The sequence below is a fragment of the Pseudomonas sp. HP_14 genome (genome assembly GCF_055283875.1).
Genome location: NZ_JBTOQI010000046.1, coordinates 1 through 21,505, shown reverse-complemented (window position 1 = coordinate 21,505; position 21,505 = coordinate 1). Strand labels below are relative to the sequence as shown.

The 21,505-nt window shown below is 55.8% G+C and carries 21 protein-coding genes; 12 read left to right on the top strand and 9 right to left on the bottom strand.

Annotated features, from left to right (window positions below; all coding sequences use genetic code 11):
- Positions 1-14: 14 nt before the first annotated feature.
- From ACYASS_RS25605 to ACYASS_RS25595, 3 genes are all read left to right on the top strand, one after another.
- Positions 15-515, top strand: a complete 501-nt coding sequence (locus ACYASS_RS25605; RefSeq protein WP_463588157.1) for a sigma-70 family RNA polymerase sigma factor — start codon at positions 15-17, stop codon at positions 513-515.
- The gene (locus ACYASS_RS25600) at positions 515-1,459 is read left to right on the top strand and encodes a FecR domain-containing protein (protein ID WP_463588156.1); all 945 of its coding nucleotides are present in this window, start codon (positions 515-517) and stop codon (positions 1,457-1,459) included. Before ACYASS_RS25605 ends, ACYASS_RS25600 begins: the two co-directional genes overlap by 1 nt.
- A 111-nt stretch (positions 1,460-1,570) precedes the next feature.
- Positions 1,571-4,009, top strand: coding sequence for a TonB-dependent siderophore receptor (locus tag ACYASS_RS25595; protein ID WP_463588155.1), 2,439 nt, complete (start codon positions 1,571-1,573; stop codon positions 4,007-4,009).
- Here the strand turns inward: ACYASS_RS25595 and estP are convergent.
- The gene (gene estP, locus ACYASS_RS25590; RefSeq protein WP_463588154.1) at positions 4,006-5,934 is read right to left on the bottom strand and encodes an esterase EstP; all 1,929 of its coding nucleotides are present in this window, start codon (positions 5,932-5,934) and stop codon (positions 4,006-4,008) included. The two genes, ACYASS_RS25595 and estP, sit on opposite strands and share 4 nt — an antisense overlap.
- Before the next feature lie 476 nt (positions 5,935-6,410).
- Between estP and ACYASS_RS25585 the strand changes: the two genes are divergently transcribed.
- From ACYASS_RS25585 to ACYASS_RS25570, 4 genes are read left to right on the top strand one after another with little or no spacing between them, the layout of a single operon-like run.
- Positions 6,411-7,010, top strand: coding sequence for an aminodeoxychorismate/anthranilate synthase component II (locus ACYASS_RS25585; RefSeq protein WP_243244358.1), 600 nt, complete (start codon positions 6,411-6,413; stop codon positions 7,008-7,010).
- Between the two features lie 22 nt (positions 7,011-7,032).
- The gene (gene trpD, locus ACYASS_RS25580; protein WP_463588284.1) at positions 7,033-8,082 is read left to right on the top strand and encodes an anthranilate phosphoribosyltransferase; all 1,050 of its coding nucleotides are present in this window, start codon (positions 7,033-7,035) and stop codon (positions 8,080-8,082) included.
- A complete protein-coding gene (gene trpC / locus ACYASS_RS25575) occupies positions 8,079-8,915 on the top strand; it encodes an indole-3-glycerol phosphate synthase TrpC (protein WP_463588153.1) in 837 nt (278 codons plus the stop codon). The genes trpD and trpC overlap by 4 nt, the downstream gene beginning before the upstream one ends.
- A gap of 44 nt (positions 8,916-8,959) precedes the next feature.
- A complete protein-coding gene (locus ACYASS_RS25570; protein WP_463588152.1) occupies positions 8,960-9,667 on the top strand; it encodes a lipoate--protein ligase family protein in 708 nt (235 codons plus the stop codon).
- Positions 9,668-9,813: 146 nt separating this feature from the next.
- Here ACYASS_RS25570 and crp read toward each other — a convergent pair whose 3' ends face one another.
- A complete protein-coding gene (gene crp, locus ACYASS_RS25565; RefSeq protein WP_463588151.1) occupies positions 9,814-10,458 on the bottom strand; it encodes a cAMP-activated global transcriptional regulator CRP in 645 nt (214 codons plus the stop codon).
- Positions 10,459-10,661: 203 nt separating this feature from the next.
- On the opposite strand from crp, the gene ACYASS_RS25560 reads away from it, so the two are divergent.
- Together ACYASS_RS25560 and speD are read left to right on the top strand one after the other, a co-directional pair.
- Entirely contained in the window at positions 10,662-11,084 is a 423-nt protein-coding gene (locus ACYASS_RS25560; RefSeq protein WP_122666888.1) for an OsmC family protein, read from the top strand.
- A gap of 238 nt (positions 11,085-11,322) precedes the next feature.
- A complete protein-coding gene (gene speD, locus ACYASS_RS25555; protein WP_087268748.1) occupies positions 11,323-12,123 on the top strand; it encodes an adenosylmethionine decarboxylase in 801 nt (266 codons plus the stop codon).
- Positions 12,124-12,187: 64 nt separating this feature from the next.
- On the opposite strand, the gene coq7 is transcribed toward speD, so the two are convergent.
- The 5 genes from coq7 to hemJ all read right to left on the bottom strand — a co-directional run bounded on the left by coq7 (position 12,188) and on the right by hemJ (position 15,582).
- Positions 12,188-12,835 carry a 2-polyprenyl-3-methyl-6-methoxy-1,4-benzoquinone monooxygenase gene (gene coq7, locus ACYASS_RS25550; RefSeq protein WP_463588150.1) on the bottom strand — a complete coding sequence of 216 codons (648 nt, stop codon included), beginning with the start codon at positions 12,833-12,835 and terminating at the stop codon, positions 12,188-12,190.
- 123 nt (positions 12,836-12,958) lie between these two features.
- Positions 12,959-13,297 (bottom strand): histidine triad nucleotide-binding protein, encoded by a 339-nt coding sequence (locus ACYASS_RS25545; protein ID WP_027900662.1) that lies wholly within the window; start codon positions 13,295-13,297, stop codon positions 12,959-12,961.
- A 92-nt stretch (positions 13,298-13,389) separates the two neighbouring features.
- Positions 13,390-14,178, bottom strand: coding sequence for an SDR family NAD(P)-dependent oxidoreductase (locus ACYASS_RS25540; RefSeq protein WP_243244353.1), 789 nt, complete (start codon positions 14,176-14,178; stop codon positions 13,390-13,392).
- Positions 14,179-14,238: 60 nt separating this feature from the next.
- On the bottom strand, positions 14,239-15,090 hold the full coding sequence (locus ACYASS_RS25535; RefSeq protein WP_463588149.1) for a DUF805 domain-containing protein: 852 nt from the start codon (positions 15,088-15,090) through the stop codon (positions 14,239-14,241).
- A 69-nt stretch (positions 15,091-15,159) separates the two neighbouring features.
- Complete coding sequence (gene hemJ, locus ACYASS_RS25530; RefSeq protein WP_463588148.1) at positions 15,160-15,582, bottom strand: protoporphyrinogen oxidase HemJ; 423 nt, start codon at positions 15,580-15,582, stop codon at positions 15,160-15,162.
- Positions 15,583-15,715: 133 nt separating this feature from the next.
- On the opposite strand from hemJ, the gene argC reads away from it, so the two are divergent.
- Positions 15,716-16,750, top strand: coding sequence for an N-acetyl-gamma-glutamyl-phosphate reductase (gene argC / locus ACYASS_RS25525; protein ID WP_095101166.1), 1,035 nt, complete (start codon positions 15,716-15,718; stop codon positions 16,748-16,750).
- 168 nt (positions 16,751-16,918) lie between these two features.
- Positions 16,919-17,269: an iron-sulfur cluster insertion protein ErpA gene (gene erpA, locus ACYASS_RS25520; RefSeq protein ID WP_027900658.1), complete on the top strand. Its 351-nt coding sequence runs from the start codon at positions 16,919-16,921 to the stop codon at positions 17,267-17,269.
- Positions 17,270-17,324: 55 nt separating this feature from the next.
- Here erpA and ACYASS_RS25515 read toward each other — a convergent pair whose 3' ends face one another.
- Together ACYASS_RS25515 and ACYASS_RS25510 are read right to left on the bottom strand one after the other, a co-directional pair.
- Complete coding sequence (locus ACYASS_RS25515; RefSeq protein ID WP_463588147.1) at positions 17,325-18,419, bottom strand: anhydro-N-acetylmuramic acid kinase; 1,095 nt, start codon at positions 18,417-18,419, stop codon at positions 17,325-17,327.
- 3 nt (positions 18,420-18,422) lie between these two features.
- Positions 18,423-19,847 (bottom strand): peptidoglycan DD-metalloendopeptidase family protein, encoded by a 1,425-nt coding sequence (locus tag ACYASS_RS25510; protein ID WP_463588146.1) that lies wholly within the window; start codon positions 19,845-19,847, stop codon positions 18,423-18,425.
- A 214-nt stretch (positions 19,848-20,061) separates the two neighbouring features.
- On the opposite strand from ACYASS_RS25510, the gene tyrS reads away from it, so the two are divergent.
- Positions 20,062-21,261 carry a tyrosine--tRNA ligase gene (gene tyrS, locus ACYASS_RS25505; RefSeq protein ID WP_463588145.1) on the top strand — a complete coding sequence of 400 codons (1,200 nt, stop codon included), beginning with the start codon at positions 20,062-20,064 and terminating at the stop codon, positions 21,259-21,261.
- Positions 21,262-21,505 lie beyond the last annotated feature (244 nt).

Genomic DNA, 21,505 nt, shown 5'->3' with positions numbered 1-21,505 from the left:
TGGTCGTATCTTCCATGCCTGCATCGGATCATTGCGCGCTCGGTTCCCTTTATAGCGAACACAACGGCTGGCTCAAGGGCTGGCTGAGGGTTCGACTGGGTTGTGCCAACGAGGCCGCGGACCTTGCCCAGGACACATTCCTGCGGGTACTGACAGCACGTAATGTCGATGCGATTCGTGAGCCGCGCACTTATTTGAGCTCCGTCGCTCGGGCGCTGATGATTGACAAGTTCCGTCGTCGAGCGGTGGAGCAGGCCTATCTGGCTGCCTTGGCCATGCGCCCGGAACCGTTGGATATTTCTCCTGAAACCCGTCTGCTAATTCTGGAAACCCTGACAGCGGTTGATCTGATGCTGGATGGACTAGGTGAGCGTACCCGGCAGTTATTTCTCGCGGTGCAGCTTGAAGGTTTGTCCTACGTTGCTGCCGCCGAGCGCCATGGTGTTTCGGTCACGACCGTGAAGAATCATATGATTCGAGCGATGACCCACTGTCTTGCGCTAACGGACGACTGATGACTGTCCTTGACCACAAGACGCTGGAAGCAGCTGCCACCTGGTATGTGCAGCTCAACTCTTCGGTACCAAACGCTGCACAACGTCAGGCATGGAGCGATTGGGTTGCGGCGAATCCGGCGCATGCCCAGGCCTGGGCGCGCGTCGAAAGACTACAAAGTCAGTTCTCAAGCCTGCCTCAGGAAGTTGCCTTGCCGACTCTGGTGGGTGTACGTGCCCGTCGTCGTGCAGTGCTCAAAACCCTCGCGCTACTACTGGCCGCCGGAACAGCGGGCTGGACCCTTAAGGATTCAAGCGCGATACAAGGCGCCCTGGCGCAATACCACACCAGCAAGGGACAACGGCGGGAACTGCGCTTGAGCGATGGCAGTACCCTGAATATGAATACCGACAGCGCTGTGGATATCAGCTATGACTCGGGTTTGCGGCTGATTCGCCTGCGTCGCGGGGAAATCCTCATCCAGACCGCGAGCGATCCTGCCAATAGACCCTTCGTGGTGCACACCCCCGAAGGGCGGGTGCGTGCCTTGGGAACTCGCTTCAGCGTGCGCAGCGATGGATCGACCTCTGAAGTGAGCGTGATGGAGCACGCTGTAGAGGTGCGTGCCAGTAGCAATCCGTCGGTACCATTTCGCCTTGAGGCGGGTCAGCGCGTGGAATTTACTCGTGACAAGATCACTAAGGCCATGCCCGTGCCTCTGGGGGCGGGCGCGTGGACCCAAGGCATGCTCACTGTGATCGAGTGGCGTCTGGGGGATTTCATTACCGAACTGTCGCGGTATCGCCACGGCTTCGTACGCTGTGCCGACAGCATTGCGGACTTGCGGCTGTCCGGTGCATTTCGCGTAGACGACACCGACACGATACTGGAAAACCTCGGGGTATCTCTGCCTGTGAAGGTGAAGTTCCTGACGCGTTATTGGGTCAGCATTGAGGCGGTGTAAACCGCTGTAAATAAATCATCCGGTCGGGTTGCCGATTTTCATTCTCATACGGCCAATCACTTGAAGCGGCGAACAAGGCCGCATATTTGCCAGCCGACGGAATGTAAATCCATGACCCGATTGCCCCTCAAGACAGCCAGTGCATTTGCCCGTATGACACCTTTGGCGTTGTATGGCCTGACCTTGATGCCTTTGCCCTTGGCGCTGCTTTTACCAGCCCAGGCCACGGCGCAAAGCCAGAGCATTACCTATCAGATCGCTGCCGGTCCGTTGGGTACGGCGCTCAGTCTGTTCGCCACTGCGGCCAACGTCACTCTGTCATTTGACGCGGCACACACTCAGGGTCTGAAGTCCCAGGGGTTGGTGGGTACTTATTCTGTAGAGGACGGGTTGGCGCGGCTTTTGGCAGGCAGCGGCCTGCAAGCTCAGCGTCAGGCCAATGGTGGTTACGTGCTGGTGCCGGCTGCAACGGGTTCGGCATTGGAGTTGGGGTCTACAAGCATTCGCGGTCTGGGCTTGGGCAGCACTACCGAGGACTCGGGTTCCTACAGCACCGGTGCAATGCAGACAGCAACCAAATTACCTTTGACCATGCGCGAGACGCCGCAATCGGTCACGGTCATCACCCGCCAGCGCATGGATGATCAGGCGATGGTCAACCTGGAAGATGCACTGAAGAACACCCCCGGCGTTACGGTGCAGAAATTCAGCGCGGTGCGCCCGTTGATTTACTCCCGTGGCTTTCAGGTGGAAAACCTGATGTACGACGGTCTTGCCACGGCTTATGACGGCGACTTCGTGCCGTCACCTGATCTGGCGATGTACGACCGGGTAGAGATCGTGCGTGGTGCAACGGGCTTGATGCAAGGTGCCGGTACACCGTCGGCAGCGATAAACCTGGTCAGAAAACGTCCGACTCGAGAAACCAAAGTCAGCGTCAGTGGTAGCGTCGGCAGTTGGGACAACTACCGTACCGAACTGGATGCCTCGGGAGCGCTTAATGACGAAGGTACAGTGCGGGGGCGGGTAGTCGGCAGCTACAACGACAAGAACAGTTTTCGGGATGTTGAGTCAAACGAGCTGGGCCTTTTCTACGCTATTGGCGAGGCCGACCTTAACGACAATACGACGCTCACCTTTGGTAGCTCGTATCAGAACGACAATAACAACACCACTTGGGGCGGTATTCCGGTGGACGCTGATGGCGGCGACCTTCATCTGTCACGTTCTTCCTATTTCGGCAATGACTGGGAATATTGGGACAAGGACACCAGAAGCGTCTTTACCGAGCTGGACCATCGTTTCGATAACGGCTGGAACTTGCGTCTGGCGGCGATCAAGAACTGGACTGACTCAGACATTCTCGCTTCGTTCCTGCGGCCTGTCGGCAATACCTGGCAACAGCGTATCGTTGAGCAAAACTCCGAATACGAACAGACCAGCTATGACGCGTTTGCCAGCGGTCCCTTCCAGATGCTGGGGCGCGAACATGAGTTGGTGCTGGGCAGCAGTTGGCGTAAGTCGCTCAAGGAAACCAATGGAGGGTACGCGCCAAACGTGAACGGCATCGTCCTTGGTCAGTGGGATCCCAGCGCCAATCCTCGGCCCAGTGTGACTCACACCTATGGCACGCTCACCGATATCGAACAGAAAAGCGTCTATGTCACCACTCGCTGGAGCCTGGCCGACCCGCTCAAGCTAATCCTTGGGGGGCGCCTTGACTGGTATGACTACAACCAGGACATCCTCAATAACCCAAGCACCGACTTTAAGGTCACTCGGAATGTGACCCGTTATGCCGGGTTGATCTACGACCTCAATGCCAACCACTCGGTGTATGTCAGCTACACGGATATCTTCCAGCCGCAAACCTCGCAAGACACCAGTGGCAAGATATTGGAGCCCATCACGGGCAAGAACTATGAGGTCGGCATCAAGGGTGAATACTTCGACGGCACGTTGAACGCCAGCGCTGCGGTATTCCAGATCGATCAAATGAACCGCGCACGGGAAGTCGGCAACCCTGCGCTGACCTGTCCGACGTATCCGGGCATTTCGTGTTACGAGGCTTCCGGAAAAGTACGCAGCAAGGGCATTGATCTGGAGATCAATGGTGCACTCACGCCGAATTGGCAGGTGGGTGCCGGTTACACATTTACCGAAGCCAAGTACAAGAGCGATTCCGATCCGGCCAATGTGGGGCGTCTGTTCGACACCGACCTGCCTCGCCACTTGTTCAAGCTTTCAACCAACTACCGGCTGCCGGGCGATCTGAACAAATGGCATGTTGGAGGTGCGGTCTATAGCCAGACACGTACCTACAACGTCGGTACTTATCTGAACCAGCCGACTACAGTCGAGCAGGATGCATTCACGTTGGTTGACCTGATGACTCGCTATCAGGTCAATCCGAATCTTTCGACCCAACTGAGTCTCAACAACGTGTTCGACAAGGTTTACTACGAAGGCCTGGCCAGCGCGCCATTTGGTGGCCGAAGCGTGTATGGCGCGCCGCGTAACTTTACCTTGTCGGCCAAGTACGAGTTTTAAAAGTCCAGACTCACCGCCAGATTCACCCCTTGCTGCGTCACGTCGTCATTCTTGCGCCAGTTGTAATTGGCCCGCAGGCTCAGGTCTTGGGTCAGTTTCTGGCTGACGCCAAGAGTGGCGCGGTTGAGATCTCGCTGCGGCGTGTAGCCTTCAAGGGTGAAGTCATTGAACGGCAGGCTGTTCAAGGCAATGGTCACTTCCTGTTGATCAGTTTCAAACTCCCGCTCATGCGCTACTTCGGCGAACAGCTGAGTTGTGGGGGTGACCTGAAACTTGCCCTGCAAGCCAGCACCCAGACGCCGTGACTTGCGAGTCTGGTCATCAAAGGTCAGCGCCGTTGAGCGGCTGCCCTTCTCCGAGTAGCCGTTTACCTTCACATGCGCGTAATCGGCACTGATAAACGGTGACAAATGCCAACTGCTGCTGGCACCCGCAATATCAAACCCTAGCCGCGCACTGGCGCCCCAGACCTCGCCATCGGTGTCGCCTTTCTCGTTGCCCTGGCTGACGCCCAGTGCGAACTTGCGTTCGGCATTGTTGTAATCCAGATAGCCACCTGATGCCGTGAGATCACCCCACCAGTGGTTGGCTTGATACTGAACAAATGCAGTTGCCAGATAGCTGTTGAGTTTGTAATTCGAGTCCAGCTCCCCGGCCTCCAGCGTCTGCCGATAAGCGCCACCGACCATGCCGACTCGCCAGTGATCAGCGAGTCGATAACTGCCGCCGAGGGTCATGTTGTAGCCGTTGCCGTCAGCCTCTGCTGAGTTGCCTTGCGCATCGAAGTCTATTTTTTGCCCTCCTGCCGCTACAATGGCGCGCCAGTCGCCGACGCTTTGCCAGTTCCCCCAATCCGCCAGCCATTGGCCGCGCAGTTCATCCTGTTGCGCGCGTAATGTGCCGCTGGCCATTTCTGGCAACAGGCTGATTTCCCAAGGCGCGGCCAGCAACGAGTAGGCGTAGTCGGCGATCAGCCGCTGGCCGGTGACGGTGGGGTGCACTCCATCGTTGAACAGTAATTTGCTCGGGTCCGGCGTAGCGCTGCTGATCCCGTAGGTGCTGTTCTCGTCGCAGTTGTCACCGTTGAAGCAAGTGCCCACTAGATTCTGATCCGCAGCGAGACCAAAGCGAGCCGGATCATCCAGAGTTTCCGAAACGAAGCGTGGAATATTCAGCGGAATTATCTGCGCATCTATCTGCGCCAGGCGGCTTATCAGTTGGGCGTTGAAGACGCCGCTCAGTATTGAAGTGACGGGTGCCAGAATGGTGCCGGACACGGCTGGCGTCTGACCGATGTCGGGCAACAGCCAGACCATGATGTATCGCGCGCCCGCTTGTTGCAGGACCTGGGCACTGTCGGCCAGGCGATCTGCGGCCTCTCGGGACTGCGACAGACTCAGCACACGGCCCTGCAGGAAATCATTGCCGCCTCCGGTCAAGTAGTACAGGGCGTCAGGGTCTGCCTGAAAGTTGTTAGCGATCAGGTAACCAGGTCGGCTGCGCAGAACCGTGCCGTCATCCGGATTGATGACGTTGGACTGCGAGGTAATCGCGTCATAAATCTGATCGGTACGATCTCCACCGACCGCCCAGTTGTTGCCGTCTGCCAAACCTGATGCGGCGTTCACTGGCGACGTAGAGGCTGCGAGGTCGGCCGGAGCAACATTAAGTTTCAGACCTAGCAAGGTCGATGAATTCAGGCCGAAAACCTCGCCGCTGCCGTCCTGATAAGTTGGCCCGGTGCGGTTGGTGAAGCGTAGCGTCGCTCCGATTGGGCCATCCGCATCGGGAAACTGCCCGGCATCGGCCAGGCTGTCACCGAACACCACCATGGTTGAATAAGGCGAAGAGGCTGCCCAGCTGTCAGGGCAGGCTGAAACCAGCAAGCAAGCGGCAAGCGCCGCAAACCGTCGGGGTTTGAGCATGGTCAGTTTCCTTTTTTATTTTTTTAATGATTAAGGAAAAGTAGCTAGCTGAACCCTGCGCGCCCGCTTAATTGGTCATTAACCGCCCGGCGGTTGGCGTTATGGCTGATGTGTATCCGCTGCTTTACAGATTCGATTGTTTAGTGACTCGAAAAGTAGATTTTGATCGTATTGCACAGGTTATGTGATATTGCACGCCATCCCCCGGTACGCTAATGTGCCGGGACGTAGAAACGAGACCTCCCCTGTGTTGATCGTCAGCAAACTCTTGATGCGCGTTATCAAGGCTCACGCCCGCTGGCGTTGGCGCGCCTGACTTATTCTCTTCCGGCCTGTCCGGACCTCCTGATACGCCTTTAAAACTCCGCCCTGCCGCTTTTCCGGGTCAACCCCCGGTCGTTACACTAGCGGGCACTCAATCGGCAGCGATTTTGAAGGTTGAAAAAATAGTCAGTAATTCAATGGGTTTAAGCCAAATGCTGCTGATGATCGATAACTATGATTCCTTTACCTACAACGTTGTGCAGTACTTCGGTGAGTTGGGTGCCGACGTCAAGGTAATCCGCAACGACGAATTGACCGTCGCCGAGATCGAAGCCCTTAAGCCTGAGCGCATCGTCGTATCGCCCGGCCCTTGCACCCCGAATGAAGCAGGCGTCTCGCTGGAAGTGATCAAACACTTCGCGGGCAAACTGCCGATTCTCGGTGTATGCCTTGGGCATCAGTCAATTGGTCAGGCGTTCGGCGGTGACGTTGTGCGCGCCCGTCAGGTCATGCACGGCAAGACCAGCCCAGTGGTTCATGAAGATGATGGCGTGTTTGAAGGCCTCAACCATCCGCTGACCGTCACTCGCTACCATTCGCTGGTGGTCAAGCTGGATACCTTGCCGGACTGCCTGGAAGTAACGGCGTGGACTGCGCTTGAAGACGGCTCAGTGGACGAAATCATGGGGCTGCGCCACAAGACACTGAACGTCGAGGGGATTCAGTTCCACCCCGAGTCGATTCTGACCGAGCAGGGTCATGAGCTGTTCGCCAACTTCCTCAAGCAAACCGGCGGCACCCGTCAGGGTTAAGGATTCGTTTATGACTAAGCCAATGGACATCAAAACCGCGCTGGGGCGTGTTGTCGATAATCTGGATTTGAGCACTGCCGAGATGAGCGACGTTATGCGCGCCATCATGACCGGGCAGTGCACGGAAGCGCAGATTGGCGCTTTCATGATGGGCATGCGCATGAAGAGCGAAAGCATCGACGAAATCGTCGGTGCGGTCTCGGTCATGCGTGAGCTGGCTGACAAGGTTGAACTGAAAACACTGGACGGTGTGGTCGACGTCGTCGGTACCGGCGGTGATGGCGCAAATATTTTCAACGTGTCGACAGCTTCTTCTTTTGTAGTTGCCGCAGCCGGTTGTACCGTCGCCAAGCACGGCAATCGCGCAGTTTCGGGCAAAAGCGGCAGCGCCGATTTGCTGGAAGCTGCGGGTGTGTATCTCAATCTCACACCCGTACAAGTAGCGCGCTGCATTGACAGCGTTGGCATTGGTTTCATGTTCGCCCAGGCTCACCATGGCGCAATGAAGCACGCTGCCGGTCCGCGTCGCGATCTTGGCCTGCGGACCCTGTTCAACATGCTCGGCCCGCTTACGAATCCGGCCGGTGTCCGCCATCAGGTGGTCGGTGTATTCAGTCAGGCCTTGTGCCGCCCGCTGGCCGAAGTTCTGCTTCGTCTGGGCAGCAAGCATGTGTTGGTTGTGCATTCGCAGGATGGCCTGGATGAGTTCAGTCTGGCTGCACCGACGTTTGTGGCTGAACTGAAAAACGGCGAAGTCACCGAATATTGGGTGCAGCCTGAAGATCTGGGCATGAAAAGCCAGAGCCTGTTTGGTTTGAGCGTGGACGGCCCTGAAGCTTCCCTGGTGCTGATTCGCGATGCGTTGGGTCGTCGCAAAACGGAAAACGGGCAGAAAGCGGCTGAAATGATTGTGCTCAATGCGGGCGCAGCGCTCTATGCTGCTGATCATGCCTACACGCTCAAAGAGGGTGTTGAACTGGCTCACGACGCGCTTCACACCGGCTTGGCCCGGGAGAAGCTGGAGGAGTTGGGCGCCTTTACCGCAGTATTCAAGCAGGAGAATGAAGGATGAGCGTGCCGACAGTTCTGGAAAACATCCTCGCCCGCAAGGCCGAGGAAGTGGCTGCTCGCCGCTCTGCAGTGAGTCTGGCTGAAGTCGAGAAGCTTGCCGCAGAAGCTGATCCGGTTCGCGGCTTTGCCAAAGCTCTGATTGAGCAAGCCAAAAGCAAGCAACCGGCCGTCATTGCCGAAATTAAAAAAGCATCCCCCAGCAAAGGTGTTATTCGCGAGAATTTCTTACCTGCCGATATCGCCAAGAGCTACGAGAAGGGTGGCGCGACCTGCCTCTCGGTGCTGACCGATATCGATTACTTTCAGGGGGCCGACGCTTATCTGCAGCAAGCCCGCGCCGCGTGCAAACTGCCGGTGATACGCAAGGACTTCATGATTGATCCTTATCAGATCATCGAAGCCCGAGCCCTGGGCGCTGATTGTGTGCTGCTGATTGTCTCTGCACTGGATGACGTGAAGATGGCCGAGTTGGCCTCGGTCGCGAAAAGCGTCGGGCTGGATGTGCTGGTTGAGGTTCACGACGGCGAAGAGCTGGAGCGCGCCTTGAAAACCCTCGATACCCCACTGGTCGGCGTTAACAACCGCAACCTGCATACTTTCGAAGTGAGTCTGGAAACCACTCTGGATTTGCTGCCGCGCATACCTCGTGATCGCCTGGTTATCACCGAAAGCGGCATCCTCAACCGTGCGGATGTGGAACTGATGGAAATCAGCGATGTGTACTCTTTCCTGGTAGGCGAAGCGTTCATGCGCGCTGAACACCCAGGTGATGAGTTGCAACGCTTGTTCTTCCCCGAGCGCGGCACGCCTCCCCGTGGCTCCACCCTCGACTGATCAGCTGTTGAGTGCTGCTTCGACGGTCGTAACAGAGGATCAACATGTCTGATTCAGTCATTGATATCTGCGTCGAAGCGGGCCTCAGAGCCGAGCTGGATCTGCTCGCCTCTGTGTGTGCAGGTGATGCCGACTTCGCCTTGCTGCTGTGGCGCCCGAATGATCGGGCGCTGGTTATGCCTCGGCGTATGAGCCGACTACCCGGCTTTGTCGAAGCCAGCGAAACCCTTGCTGACAGTGGTTGGCCAATCCTGTTGCGTGAGACGGGTGGCGAACCGGTGCCGCAATCTTCGGCAACGGTGAATATCGCCCTGGTTTACGCCCAGCCCAAAAGCGACCCTGATCGTGACCGTATCGAAATTGCCTACCGACGTTTGTGTCAGCCGATTCTGGATGTCTTGAATGAATTGGGAGGCGCGGCTTCGTTAGGCGAAGTAGAAGGCGCGTTCTGCGATGGACGCTTCAACGTCAATCTTGATGGGCGCAAGATGGTGGGTACTGCTCAGCGCTGGCGTCAGAGTCAGGGTGGGTTGAGGCCGGTGGTATTGGTCCACGGTGCGCTGCTGGTCGACAACGAGCGACATGACATGGTCGCCGCCGTTAACCGTTTCAACGAAATCTGTGAAGTTGAGCAGCGGGTGCGCGCCGATAGCCATATCGCGTTACGTGAGGCGTTTGCGGCTGAAGGGGTGTTGGAGCGGTTGGCGAGTGCTTACCAGATCGGCTTGTCCGGTTTGGGGCTTTGCCTCTAACGCTAACCCCCGATAAGCGAGTGCTGTGGGAGCCGAGCTTGCTCGCGATAATGACACTGCGCATTGGAGTCATACCGCGTCATGGTTTATCGCGAGCAAGCTCGGCTCCCACAGTGGGTCGTCTTATAGCTACTGCGTCAGAACTCTCAACGCGTGCCAAACACCACCATTGTCTTGCCTTTGACATGAACCAGCTTCTGTTCTTCCAGAGCCTTCAGCACGCGGCCGACCATTTCCCTTGAGCAACCGACAATGCGACCGATCTCCTGTCGGGTGATCTTGATCTGCATGCCGTCAGGGTGAGTCATGGCGTCGGGCTGCTTGCACAAATCCAGCAATGTTCGCGCTACCCGGCCGGTCACATCAAGGAAAGCCAGGTCGCGTACTTTGCGTGTTGTATTACGCAGACGTTCGGCCATCTGCCCACCCAGGGCGTAAAGAATTTCCGGCTCTTGATGGGAGATTTCACGGAATTTGCTGTAGCTGATTTCAGCTATTTCGCATTCTGTTTTGGCTCGTACCCAGGCGCTGCGCTGGTTCTCCTGTCCTGGCTGTTCGAACAGCCCCAACTCGCCGCAGAAATCTCCGGAGTTGAGGTAGGCCACGATCATTTCCCGGCCTTCGTCGTCTTCAATCAAGACCGTGACCGATCCCTTGAGAATGTAAAGCAAGGACTCGGATCGATCGCCGGCACAGATGATGTTTGACTTTGCCGAGTAGCGACGACGCTGGGCATGAGCCAGAAACTTTTCCAGGTGCTTGGTCTTGGATGACAGGGGAATAGCTAGCATTCTTGTGTCCTGAAAAAGTACTTCGCCTAGGGCATTGTTAGCGTTATCGGCAGCAGATTGCATTTAGCCAGCTTTTTAGCCCCTATTTGAATCCATTTCAGAAATTTCCTACAGGTTAGTCGTGAAATCGAATTTATCGCGCGGTCAGAGCGTGACGAGCGCTGTGCTAAGCTGGCCGCCTTTTTATAGTGGAGACCCTGGCGATGAAGGCACGTATTCAATGGGCTGGTGAAGCCATGTTTCTCGGCGAATCCGGCAGTGGTCATGTGGTCGTGATGGACGGTCCGCCGGAGAGCGGCGGTCGCAATCTGGGTGTCCGTCCGATGGAAATGGTCTTGATTGGCCTCGGCGGGTGCAGCAACTTCGATGTGGTCAGTATTCTGAAGAAATCTCGCCAGCCGGTAGAAAGCTGCGAGGCGTTTCTGGAAGCCGAGCGCGCCACCGAAGACCCGAAGGTGTTCACCAAGATCCATCTGCATTTTGTGGTCAAGGGCCGAGGCTTGAAAGAGGCTCAGGTCAAACGTGCCATTGAGCTTTCGGCTGAGAAATATTGTTCTGCATCGATCATGCTCGGCAACGCTGGCGTCGAGATTACTCACGACTACGAAATCGTGGAATTGGGCTAACGACACCCAATTATCATAAAAGCGGCGCACACTCTGGCAGACAGCTCCTGACGTCTGCATAATGCGCCCCTTTTTCAGGGTGCAGGTTGCTCAGGTTGTTTGCGACCGCTCCCGAACAGACAACCAAAATCGCCAACGCGAAGAGGTGTTAACCGTCCTACGCAGCTGAGCGTTGCTCAACTGACGGGCATGCTTGATCACGTGGCCTGGGCCACACACATATAGAGAGTTTTTAACGGTGAAAAGCAAACTCAAGCTCCACGGGTTCAATAACCTGACAAAGACCTTGAGCTTCAACATCTATGACATCTGCTATGCGGAAACTCCGCAGGACCAGCAGGCCTACGTCGAGTACATCAACAGTGTGTACGACGCCGAACGCCTGACGCGGATTCTGACTGATGTCGTCGATATCATTGGCGCCAACATCCTCAACATCGCCCGCCAGGATTACGATCCTCAAGGCGCCAGCGTGACTATTCTGATTTCCGAGCAGCCGGTAACACCTACCGAAAGCCAGATCGAAGAGTCGCCGGGCCCACTGCCGGAAACTATTCTGGCACACCTCGACAAGAGCCACATCACCGTTCATACCTATCCGGAAATTCATCCGGTGGATGGCATCGCGACCTTCCGTGTGGACATTGACGTGTCAACCTGCGGGGTGATTTCACCGCTTAAAGCGCTGAACTACCTTATCCACAAGTTCGAATCGGACATCGTGACGGTCGACTATCGCGTGCGCGGCTTTACCCGTGACGTTGAAGGCAAGAAGCACTTCATCGACCACGAGATCAATTCGATTCAGAACTACCTCTCTGAAGACACGCGCGACAGCTACCAGATGACTGACGTGAACGTGTACCAGGAAAATCTGTTCCACACCAAAATGTTGCTCAAGAACTTCGAACTGGATAATTACCTGTTCGGTGATGCGACCAGCAACCTGTCCCCTGTACAACGCGATCAGGTGACCTCCAAGGTCAAGCACGAGATGCTGGAAATCTTTTACGGCCGTAACGTTAACGTCGCCGTCTGATTTTTACGCATAAAAAGAAAGGCGCTTGATAAAGGCGCCTTTTTTATGTCCGCGATGAACCGGTTCAGATCCGGTAAGTGCTCTTGGTCATGACTTTGGCCAACACACTCATGCCAAATTTGACCGGAGTCGGGAAGCGGAAACCGCCTGCATCCAGTGCGCTCTGTGCGTGGTGCTCTTCGTCAGCCCGCATTTGTTCAAGGATTGCGCGAGACTTCTCGTCCTCGGCCGGTATTTGTTCCAGGTGTTCATTCAAATGCTTGCAGACCTGATCCTCGGTTGCTGCGACAAAGCCCAGGCTGACCTTATCGCTGATCAGCCCGGCTGCTGCGCCGATACCGAATGACAGCCCGTAAAACAGCGGGTTGAGCACACTGGTGTGGCTGCCCAGCTGGTGAATGCGCTGCTCGCACCAGACCAGATGATCGATCTCTTCTTCAGCGGCATGTTCCATGGCTGCGCGTATGTTGGGCAGTTTGGCGGTCAGTGCCTGGCCCTGGTACAGCGCCTGGGCGCAGACTTCACCGGTGTGATTGATGCGCATCAGGCCTGCGACGTGCCTTGTTTCTTCATCGCTCATCTTGACTTCAGGTTGAACGAGGGCAGGCGAGGGGCGTTGCGAGTATCCCTTGGACGGCAGAAGCGTGCGTATCGCAGCGTCGGCCTGCAAGAGAATACGGTCGATAGGGGAGTAGTGACGTTCGGTAGCCATGGGCACCTCCGGAAGAACCATGGGTGCCAGTCTACCCCAATCAGCCACGTGAGGCTTGAGCTGGATCAGCTGGCTAGAGCCCTGGCGGACTCCAGCCCTGCTGCAAGTGATTGAATATCTGGATTAACCCGGTGGCCAGTTCATTTGACGCTGACCCAGAACGTGCATGTGAATGTGATAGACGGTCTGCCCGCCTAGCTCGTTGCAGTTCATGACCACGCGAAACCCATCCTCGCAACCCAGTTCTTTAGCCAGGCGCTGGGCGGTGAATAGAATGTGACCGGCGAGGCCTTTATCTTCTTCTGTCAGGTCGTTAAGCGTACGGATAGGCTTTTTCGGAATGACCAGAAAGTGGACCGGTGCTTGTGGGGCGATGTCGTGGAACGCCAGCACTTGATCATCTTCATAGATAATCTTGGCCGGTATCTCGCGGTTAATGATCTTGGTGAACAAAGTATCCACAGCCAGTTGCTCCTTGTGGTGGATGGAACGTGCAGATGAATGGACCGCACCGAGTGTACTGAGGGGATTGGCCTGCGCCCAGTGTTTGTCGGTTAGCGGGGGCAGACGGATTTATTGATCAGGCCAGCAATCGTGCGACTTGCCCAGCGCGAAACCAGTCGAGGGCTGAACGCAATCAACCGGTTGCGCCAGCCTGGGATGATCACAGCTTTATTCTTTGCCAGCGCCCTTACCGTATACAGGGCCACTTCCTCGGGACTCATCATTTTCTGGTTGCCGCGTTGACCTACTTGAAGTAGGGCGGTGCGAAAAAAACCGGTACGCGTTGGGCCAGGGCACAGGACTGATACTTTGATCCCGTTTTTCTTGACCTCTTCGCGCAGCCCTTCCGAAAAGTGCAGCACGTAGGCCTTACTGGCGTAATAGGCGCTCATCCACGGGCCTGGGCTGAACGCAGCCACAGACGCAACGTTTAGAATCTGCCCGCCACCCTGCAGTGCCATCAAGTTGCCGACGGTATGGCACAGGCGTGTGAGGGCCAGAATGTTCAGGTCGATCAGGTCCTGCTCCAGTCCCCAGTCCTGAGCCAGAAACGGGCCGGATGTACCGATCCCGGCGCAATTGACCAGCAGGTCGATCTGGTGCGCACCTTCCTCTTCCAGCTCCAGCAGAAAGCCCGAAAGGCGCAGGGGCTCGCCCAGATCGCAAGCGCGAATCAGTACCTCTACGCCGAAGCGCTGGGTCAGTTCAATGGCGATCGTCTCCAACTGGTCGCGCTGACGGGCGACCAGTAACAGGCTCCGTCCTCTGCGTGCCAAGGCTTCGGCCATGGCCAGGCCAATTCCGCTAGTTGCCCCGGTGATCAAGGCGTAACGGGTCATGCGCTTCTCCGTTGAGCGTAGTGCGAGCCGCGACGTTTTGTTCGGGGCATAGGCAACAGACTATTGATCGTCATCAGGCAGTGACTGCTCATATTGAGTGGTGACGTCCGACAGTTCATTTTTCAGGGAGTGGATCCCGCCAGTTAACGCAGAAATGATGGATAGGCCAATGAAGAATATCCACATGCAGGCTAGCAGAATGACCCAGCGGTTATTCGGAGGCGGCGGCGGGCCATAGCGGTTAGCGATTTTATTGCCCGGAGCCAGAACCAGGAGCAGAGGCAGTACGAAACCTATGTAAGGCACCACGTACAGACACAGCAGCCAGGCCGACCATCCTGCGTCGTGCAGTCTTTGTGCACCTATCTGGAGGCCGACCAAAAAGAACGCTGCGCCGACTATCGCCAACAACAGGCCGCCGCCGACCAGCGAGGCGCTCATGATCACTGAGCATATGCCGGCAGCAATAAAGCCTGTAACGACGAGCACGGATATCCATGCCAGATAGCGCACACGACCTATCCGCCCCTGAAAGCTGAAGACCTTCAGGTCCGAATGCTCTGTCTCAGCATCGATAACACTTGCGCGGGGAGGCGCGTATGGGGAAGCCGGTGGTGTCTGAGCAGAGTTGGGCGTCGGTGAGCTTTCTTCAACCTCCTCGATATTCAGGATGATGATGTGGTCATTTTCGATGCGTGCCTCGACACCTGCATCATTGAGCGCACTCAGGTAGATCTGAGCGTCAGCTTGAGACAGTCCGCGTTTGAGTGCGACGGGTTTGCCGTTGAACAGCTTATCCACCGCGGTGACTTCACTTTTGAACAATCGAGCAAGATTGAGTTTGGCAGTTTGCAACTCGACACCGTTGCGCAACTGCCCTTCGAACACAATCTTGAACAGCGGAGTGGACATGCTTGGCTTCCTTGTCGGACCAAAAGCGATATGAACCGCCTGCTCAAGAGCAAGCGGTCACGTCATGAGTTAGAAAGGTTTGACGACCACCAGAATGACGATTGTGAGGAGGATCAAAACAGGGATTTCGTTGAACCAGCGATAAAACACGTGGCTGCGACCATTCTCACCGCGCGCGAAACGTTTGACCTGTGCGCCGCAGACATGGTGATAGCCGATCAGCAGAATGACCAGCGTGAGTTTCGCATGCATCCAGCCTTGGCTCATGTATCCCGGAACCAGAGCTACCAGCCAGATACCGAAAACCAGCGTTGCTATCATCGCCGGACCCATGATGCCCCGGTACAGCTTGCGCTCCATGACGCAGAAGCGCTCACGGCTGACGGTGTCCTCGCTCATGGAGTGGTAAACGAAAAGTCTCGGCAGGTAGAACAACGCTGCAAACCAACAGACCATTGAAACGATATGAAAAGCTTTGATCCATAAAAGCATTTTTAGTTATTCCCAGGTTCACGGTGTGCAAATAGTAGTGGCTTGAGCGTCCATACGTCACGTTGTCGGTTGTCGCAGACGCGTTAGGCCCATATTATCGACGGCTTTCCAGTTGGCACGTAGAGGGCAGGTTATGGTCAAGGTCGGTATCGTCGGCGGCACGGGTTACACCGGTGTCGAGTTGCTGCGTCTGTTGGCACAGCATCCGCAAGCTGAAGTGGTTGTTATTACTTCGCGATCCGAGGCAGGGCTGCCTGTTGCTGATATGTACCCTAATCTGCGCGGTCATTACGATGGCCTGGCTTTCAGCGTGCCTGACATTGCGACCCTAGGTGCATGTGACGTCGTGTTCTTTGCGACACCCCATGGCGTTGCGCACTCGCTTGCAGGCGAACTGCTGAACGCGGGTACGCGGGTCATCGACCTCTCGGCAGACTTCCGTCTACAGGACTCGGTAGAGTGGGCGAAGTGGTACGGCCAACCCCACGGTGCGCCAGAGCTGCTCAAGGATGCAGTTTATGGTTTGCCTGAAGTGAACCGTGAGCAAATCAAGCAGGCTCGCCTGATTGCTGTGCCGGGTTGCTACCCAACCGCTACTCAATTGGGTTTCCTGCCGTTGCTGGAAGCCGGTCTTGCCGACAACACGCGTTTGATTGCTGACTGTAAGTCCGGTGTCAGCGGTGCGGGTCGTGGCTTGAGCATTGGTTCGCTGTATTCCGAGGCCAACGAAAGCTTCAAGGCTTATGCGGTCAAAGGCCATCGTCACCTCCCGGAAATTACCCAGGGCCTGCGTCGCGCTGCCGGTGGCGATGTCGGTTTGACCTTCGTCCCGCACCTGACGCCAATGATCCGCGGTATTCACTCCACGCTGTACGCAACAGTCGTCGACAAATCGGTCGATCTGCAGGCCCTGTTCGAGAAGCGTTATGCCAACGAACCATTCGTCGATGTGATGCCCGCTGGCAGCCACCCGGAAACTCGCAGTGTGCGCGGTGCCAACGTATGCCGTATTGCGGTCCATCGCCCGCAAGGTGGTGATCTGGTGGTTGTGCTTTCGGTTATCGACAATCTGGTCAAGGGCGCGTCGGGTCAGGCGGTACAGAACATGAACATCATGTTCGGGCTGGACGAGAAGCTGGGCCTGTCCCATGCCGGGATGATGCCTTAGAAGCAGCTTCGGGTTTTAAGCTACAAGCTGCAAGATTGCCTGGCGATTCTTGCAGCTTGTGGCTTGCCGCTTATCGCTGCACCTCTAATAGTTGACCAATTTTCTAGGAGAAGCGGATAATGCCGGTCATTACGCATTATGACGGCTTATCGCCGGGAGATATTTAACATGAGCGTCGAGTCCTTCACTCCAACGGCTTTGCAATTCACCCATGGTGCTGCGCACAAAGTGAAGACCCTGGTCGATGAAGAGGGTAACGATCGCCTGAAGCTGCGTGTGTTTGTGACTGGCGGCGGTTGTTCAGGTTTTCAGTATGGTTTTACTTTCGATGAAGACGTGGCTGACGATGACACCATCGTTGAGCGCGAAGGCGTGAGCCTGGTGGTCGATCCAATGAGCTTCCAGTACCTTGCGGGCGCAGAAGTTGATTACCAGGAAGGCCTTGAGGGTTCTCGTTTTGTGATCAAGAACCCTAACGCGTCTACTACTTGCGGTTGCGGTTCTTCATTTTCCATCTGATTGTTCCGCACATAAAAACGCCGCGCATTTGCGCGGCGTTTTTGTTCGTCTAGAGTCAGGCTGGGTAGATGGCGCCCAGTACTCGCAGACCTTGTGCGCCCGTCACGGTTGGGCGGTTAGCGGGTACGCCTTCCAGGCAGCAATGTGCCAGCCAGGCGAAGGCCATCGCTTCAACCCAGTCAGGATCAACGCCGAATGCTGCTGTGCTGCTGACTTTTGTATTGGGCAGCAACTCGGCAAGGCGCTTGGTCAGGGCAACGTTATGTGCTCCGCCGCCACAGATGAGCAGCTCTTTGGTTTCGGATTGGGCTGATTGCAACGACTCGGTAATCGCGAGAGCAGTCAGCTCCATGAGAGTTGCTTGTACGTTTTCAGCTGACAGCGTCGGCAGCTGGAAAAGATGGTGGTGCAGCCAGCCAAGGTTGAACACTTCACGGCCTGTACTCTTCGGGCCCTTGGTCAGGAAAAACGGGTCGCTGAGTAATGCTGACAGGAGTGCAGGGTCAACTTTGCCGCTTGCGCCCCAGGCGCCGTCACGGTCAAAGCTCTCGCCTCGCTGGGATTGAATCCATGCGTCCAGCAAGACGTTGCCAGGACCGCAATCGAAACCGGTCACCGGGCTATCCAGTTCGATCAGGCTCAGGTTACTGAAGCCACCGATATTGAGCACCGCACGACGGTCTTTATTGTCGTCGAACAGTGCCTCGTGAAACGCAGGAACCAGTGGGGCGCCTTGGCCGCCCGCAGCAATGTCGCGACGACGGAAGTCGCTGACTACGGTGATCTCTGTCAGCTCGGCGAGCAGAGCCGGATTACCGATCTGAATGCTGAAGCCGCGAGCGGGTTCATGGCGAATAGTCTGACCATGGCTGCCGATAGCGCGAATCTGGCCAGCAACCATGCCCTGTTGAGTCAGAAGCGTCAGCACGCCTTCAGCTGCCAGACGAACCCACTTCTGTTCAGCGATCGCTGCACGAGCCAGCTCGTCGGGCCCGCTGGAGCAAAGCCCTAACAGCTCTGCCCGCAGATCTTCCGGCATCGGGATGTAGTGGGTTGCCAGCAATCTTGGCCGGTCATCCTGCTCAACGAGGGCAATATCGATCCCATCGAGACTGCTGCCGGACATCACACCTATATAAAAGAAGGCCATGGCTTATCGTTTGCTCGAGGCCAGCATGGTGGCCTTTTCCTGATCCATGCGAGCCATCAGTGGCTGGCTCTGCTGCATGAACCGCTGTTTTTCGGATTTGGCGATAGGATCCGCCATCGGCAATTTGCGACCCAGCGGGTCGACGTGCACGCCATTGACCTGGAACTCATAGTGCAAGTGCGGCCCTGTCGACAGCCCGGTGGTACCAATATAGCCGATGACCTGACCTTGTTTGACCGTACCGCCAGTCTGGATACCTTTCGCGAAGCCCTGCATGTGACCGTACAGCGTGCGGTAAGTCTCGCCGTGCTGGATGATCACGGTGTTGCCGTATCCGCCACGACGGCCAGCAAGTAGCACCTTGCCGTCACCGGTAGCCTTGATAGGTGTGCCCCGAGGTGCTGCGTAATCGACGCCCTTGTGCGCGCGAATCTTGTTCAGAATCGGGTGCTTGCGGCCCATGGAGAACATTGAGCTGATGCGGGCGAAGTCCACGGGCGTGCGGATGAACGCCTTGCGCATGCTGTTCCCGTCGGCCGTGTAGTAATTGGTGTTGCCTTGTTTGTTCGTGTAGCGAATAGCGGAGTAGGACTTGCCCTGATTAGTGAAACGGGCAGAAAGGATATTGCCGGTACCTACAGTCTTTCCGTTGATGACCTTCTGCTCATAGATAACGTCGAATTCGTCACCTTTGCGGATGTCTTGAGCGAAGTCGATGTCGTAGCCAAAGATGTTGGCCATATCCATGGTCATGCTGTGCGACAGGCCCGCGCGCTGGGCAGACTGCGACAAGGAGTTAGTGATCACGCCGTGTATATAGGCTGTGCGCACGTCAGGCTTGCTGATTTCGCGATTGAACGTGTAGCCGCTGTCTGTTTTGGAAAGGCTGATAGTTTCGAGCTGACTCAGCTTGGTGTGCAGCTGCTTGAGCTGGCCTTCAGACGTCAGTTCAAATTGCAAAACCTGGCCGTTCTGCAATCGGCTGAACTGCTTGGCTTCTTTATTACTGGCCATGACTTCGTGCACGGTCGCAGCCGGCAGGCCCACCTTTTCAAACAAAGTGGACAGGGTGTCACCTTTTGCAACGGTGACCTCGCGATGATTCGGGTCTTTGCTTGCCACTGCTGGAGCTGCAGTGTTTTCGGTGGTTGCAGCGTTGCTTTGAGTCTCGTCGTCGCCGTTGTCTATCTGTGCAAACGGAGAATCTGTTGCCGATTGTGTGGCTTCGGCCGCTTCCAGAGCGTCTTGGTTAGGTGCGCTTTGATCAGCAGGCGCTTCCATATCCAGATTCAAGACGGTTTTTTTGGCTTCAACTTCGCTTGAGGGAAACACCAGGAGCGCCAGGCTTAACAGGGCGGCAATGCCGCTGGCTGCGAGCAGATGGGTCTTGGGATAAAGCGGTGGCGCTTTAGGCGGCGTGTCTATCATAGGTAATTTGACTTTGAAAAAAGATGAATTGGAAAAGATGAATGACATGATGAAGATGAAATAACTGTATAAAATATAACCAAAACCTGTGCGAAGCAACCCTGCGGATGAATCGGCTTTCGATTCGTCCCGTGGTGCTGGGCAAAACTTGTAATTGGGCGCTGATCTTGTATGGTTGGCCCCTTTTGAAAATGGCTATTAATAGGGGACGGGTATGAGGTCGGTTGAAGAGCAGCTAGCGCTGATCAAGCGTGGGGCGGATGAGCTTTTGGTTGAGGCCGAGCTTGTTGCCAAGCTCAAGCGTGGCCAGCCACTGCGTATTAAAGCCGGGTTCGATCCTACGGCGCCTGACCTTCACCTGGGTCACACCGTGCTTATTAATAAGCTGCGTCAATTTCAAGAGCTCGGTCATCACGTCATATTCCTGATCGGCGACTTCACCGGCATGATCGGTGATCCGAGCGGCAAGAGTGCTACGCGTCCTCCGTTGACCCGTGAGCAGGTTCTCGACTACGCCGAAACCTACAAGTCTCAGGTATTCAAGATTCTCGATCCTGCCAAGACCGAGGTCGCATTCAATTCCACCTGGATGGACAAGCTGAGCCCAGCTGACTTCATTCGCCTGTCATCGCAGTACACCGTGGCGCGAATGCTGGAGCGGGACGATTTCGACAAGCGCTATAAAAGCAGTCAGCCAATCGCTATCCATGAGTTCCTTTATCCGCTGGTGCAGGGTTATGACTCTGTTGCTTTGCGTTCAGATGTCGAGCTGGGCGGTACTGATCAGAAATTCAATCTTCTGATGGGGCGCGAGCTGCAGCGTGCCTATGGGCAGGAAGCTCAATGCATTCTCACCATGCCTTTGCTGGAAGGATTGGATGGTGTGAAGAAGATGTCCAAGTCGCTGGGCAACTATGTAGGTATCCAGGAAGCACCCGGCATCATGTATAGCAAGCTGGTTTCGATTCCGGATGCATTGATGTGGCGCTACTTCGAGCTATTGAGCTTCCGGTCCATGGAAGAGATCAATGGCTTTAAGGCGGATTGTGAGAAGGGTGCGAATCCGCGTGACATCAAGATCAAGCTGGCTGAAGAGATTGTTGCGCGCTTCCATGGCGAAGAGGCTGCGGCCAATGCCCATCGTTCGGCGGGTAACCGCATGAAAGATGGTGAGCTGCCGGACGATCTGCCGGAGATTTCTGTAGGCGCTCCTGAAGATATGCCGATCTCAGCCGTCCTTAATAAGGCAGGCCTTGTTAAGAACTCTGCGGTGGCCAGGGATCTGCTTGCTTCTGGTGGTGTGCGTATAGATGGTGAAGTTGTTGATCGCTCGTTCGTCTTTAAGGTAGGAGCGACTCATGTTTGTCAGGCGGGCAAGAAGGCATTCGGGCGTATTACGCTGGTTTTGGAATAAACCTGAAATTAGCTATTGACGGCCTCTCGAATCTCTCTATAATTCGCACCTCTTCTGGCGCAGACGGAACGAAAAACTCCTTGTTAATCAATGAGTTGGACAGTTTAGTTAGCTCGGAAGGGGTTTCGATGAAGTTGATCGAAAGCGGTGAAAAAGGTAGTTGACAGCAGGTTGTAACGCTGTAGAATTCGCCTCCCGCTAACGAGCAACGTGATGTTGATCGAAGCGCAAGTGGTTGAAGTTG

What these genes read in the sequence shown, in the direction of transcription:
- ACYASS_RS25605 (WP_463588157.1), top strand. Translation starts at nt 15, where the DNA reads ATGCCTGCATCGGATCATTGCGCGCTCGGTTCCCTTTATAGCGAACAC.
- ACYASS_RS25600 (WP_463588156.1), top strand. Translation starts at nt 515, where the DNA reads ATGACTGTCCTTGACCACAAGACGCTGGAAGCAGCTGCCACCTGGTAT.
- ACYASS_RS25595 (WP_463588155.1), top strand. Translation starts at nt 1,571, where the DNA reads ATGACCCGATTGCCCCTCAAGACAGCCAGTGCATTTGCCCGTATGACA.
- estP (WP_463588154.1), bottom strand. Translation starts at nt 5,934, where the DNA reads ATGCTCAAACCCCGACGGTTTGCGGCGCTTGCCGCTTGCTTGCTGGTT.
- ACYASS_RS25585 (WP_243244358.1), top strand. Translation starts at nt 6,411, where the DNA reads ATGCTGCTGATGATCGATAACTATGATTCCTTTACCTACAACGTTGTG.
- trpD (WP_463588284.1), top strand. Translation starts at nt 7,033, where the DNA reads ATGGACATCAAAACCGCGCTGGGGCGTGTTGTCGATAATCTGGATTTG.
- trpC (WP_463588153.1), top strand. Translation starts at nt 8,079, where the DNA reads ATGAGCGTGCCGACAGTTCTGGAAAACATCCTCGCCCGCAAGGCCGAG.
- ACYASS_RS25570 (WP_463588152.1), top strand. Translation starts at nt 8,960, where the DNA reads ATGTCTGATTCAGTCATTGATATCTGCGTCGAAGCGGGCCTCAGAGCC.
- crp (WP_463588151.1), bottom strand. Translation starts at nt 10,458, where the DNA reads ATGCTAGCTATTCCCCTGTCATCCAAGACCAAGCACCTGGAAAAGTTT.
- ACYASS_RS25560 (WP_122666888.1), top strand. Translation starts at nt 10,662, where the DNA reads ATGAAGGCACGTATTCAATGGGCTGGTGAAGCCATGTTTCTCGGCGAA.
- coq7 (WP_463588150.1), bottom strand. Translation starts at nt 12,835, where the DNA reads ATGGCTACCGAACGTCACTACTCCCCTATCGACCGTATTCTCTTGCAG.
- ACYASS_RS25540 (WP_243244353.1), bottom strand. Translation starts at nt 14,178, where the DNA reads ATGACCCGTTACGCCTTGATCACCGGGGCAACTAGCGGAATTGGCCTG.
- ACYASS_RS25535 (WP_463588149.1), bottom strand. Translation starts at nt 15,090, where the DNA reads ATGTCCACTCCGCTGTTCAAGATTGTGTTCGAAGGGCAGTTGCGCAAC.
- hemJ (WP_463588148.1), bottom strand. Translation starts at nt 15,582, where the DNA reads ATGCTTTTATGGATCAAAGCTTTTCATATCGTTTCAATGGTCTGTTGG.
- argC (WP_095101166.1), top strand. Translation starts at nt 15,716, where the DNA reads ATGGTCAAGGTCGGTATCGTCGGCGGCACGGGTTACACCGGTGTCGAG.
- erpA (WP_027900658.1), top strand. Translation starts at nt 16,919, where the DNA reads ATGAGCGTCGAGTCCTTCACTCCAACGGCTTTGCAATTCACCCATGGT.
- ACYASS_RS25515 (WP_463588147.1), bottom strand. Translation starts at nt 18,419, where the DNA reads ATGGCCTTCTTTTATATAGGTGTGATGTCCGGCAGCAGTCTCGATGGG.
- ACYASS_RS25510 (WP_463588146.1), bottom strand. Translation starts at nt 19,847, where the DNA reads ATGATAGACACGCCGCCTAAAGCGCCACCGCTTTATCCCAAGACCCAT.
- tyrS (WP_463588145.1), top strand. Translation starts at nt 20,062, where the DNA reads ATGAGGTCGGTTGAAGAGCAGCTAGCGCTGATCAAGCGTGGGGCGGAT.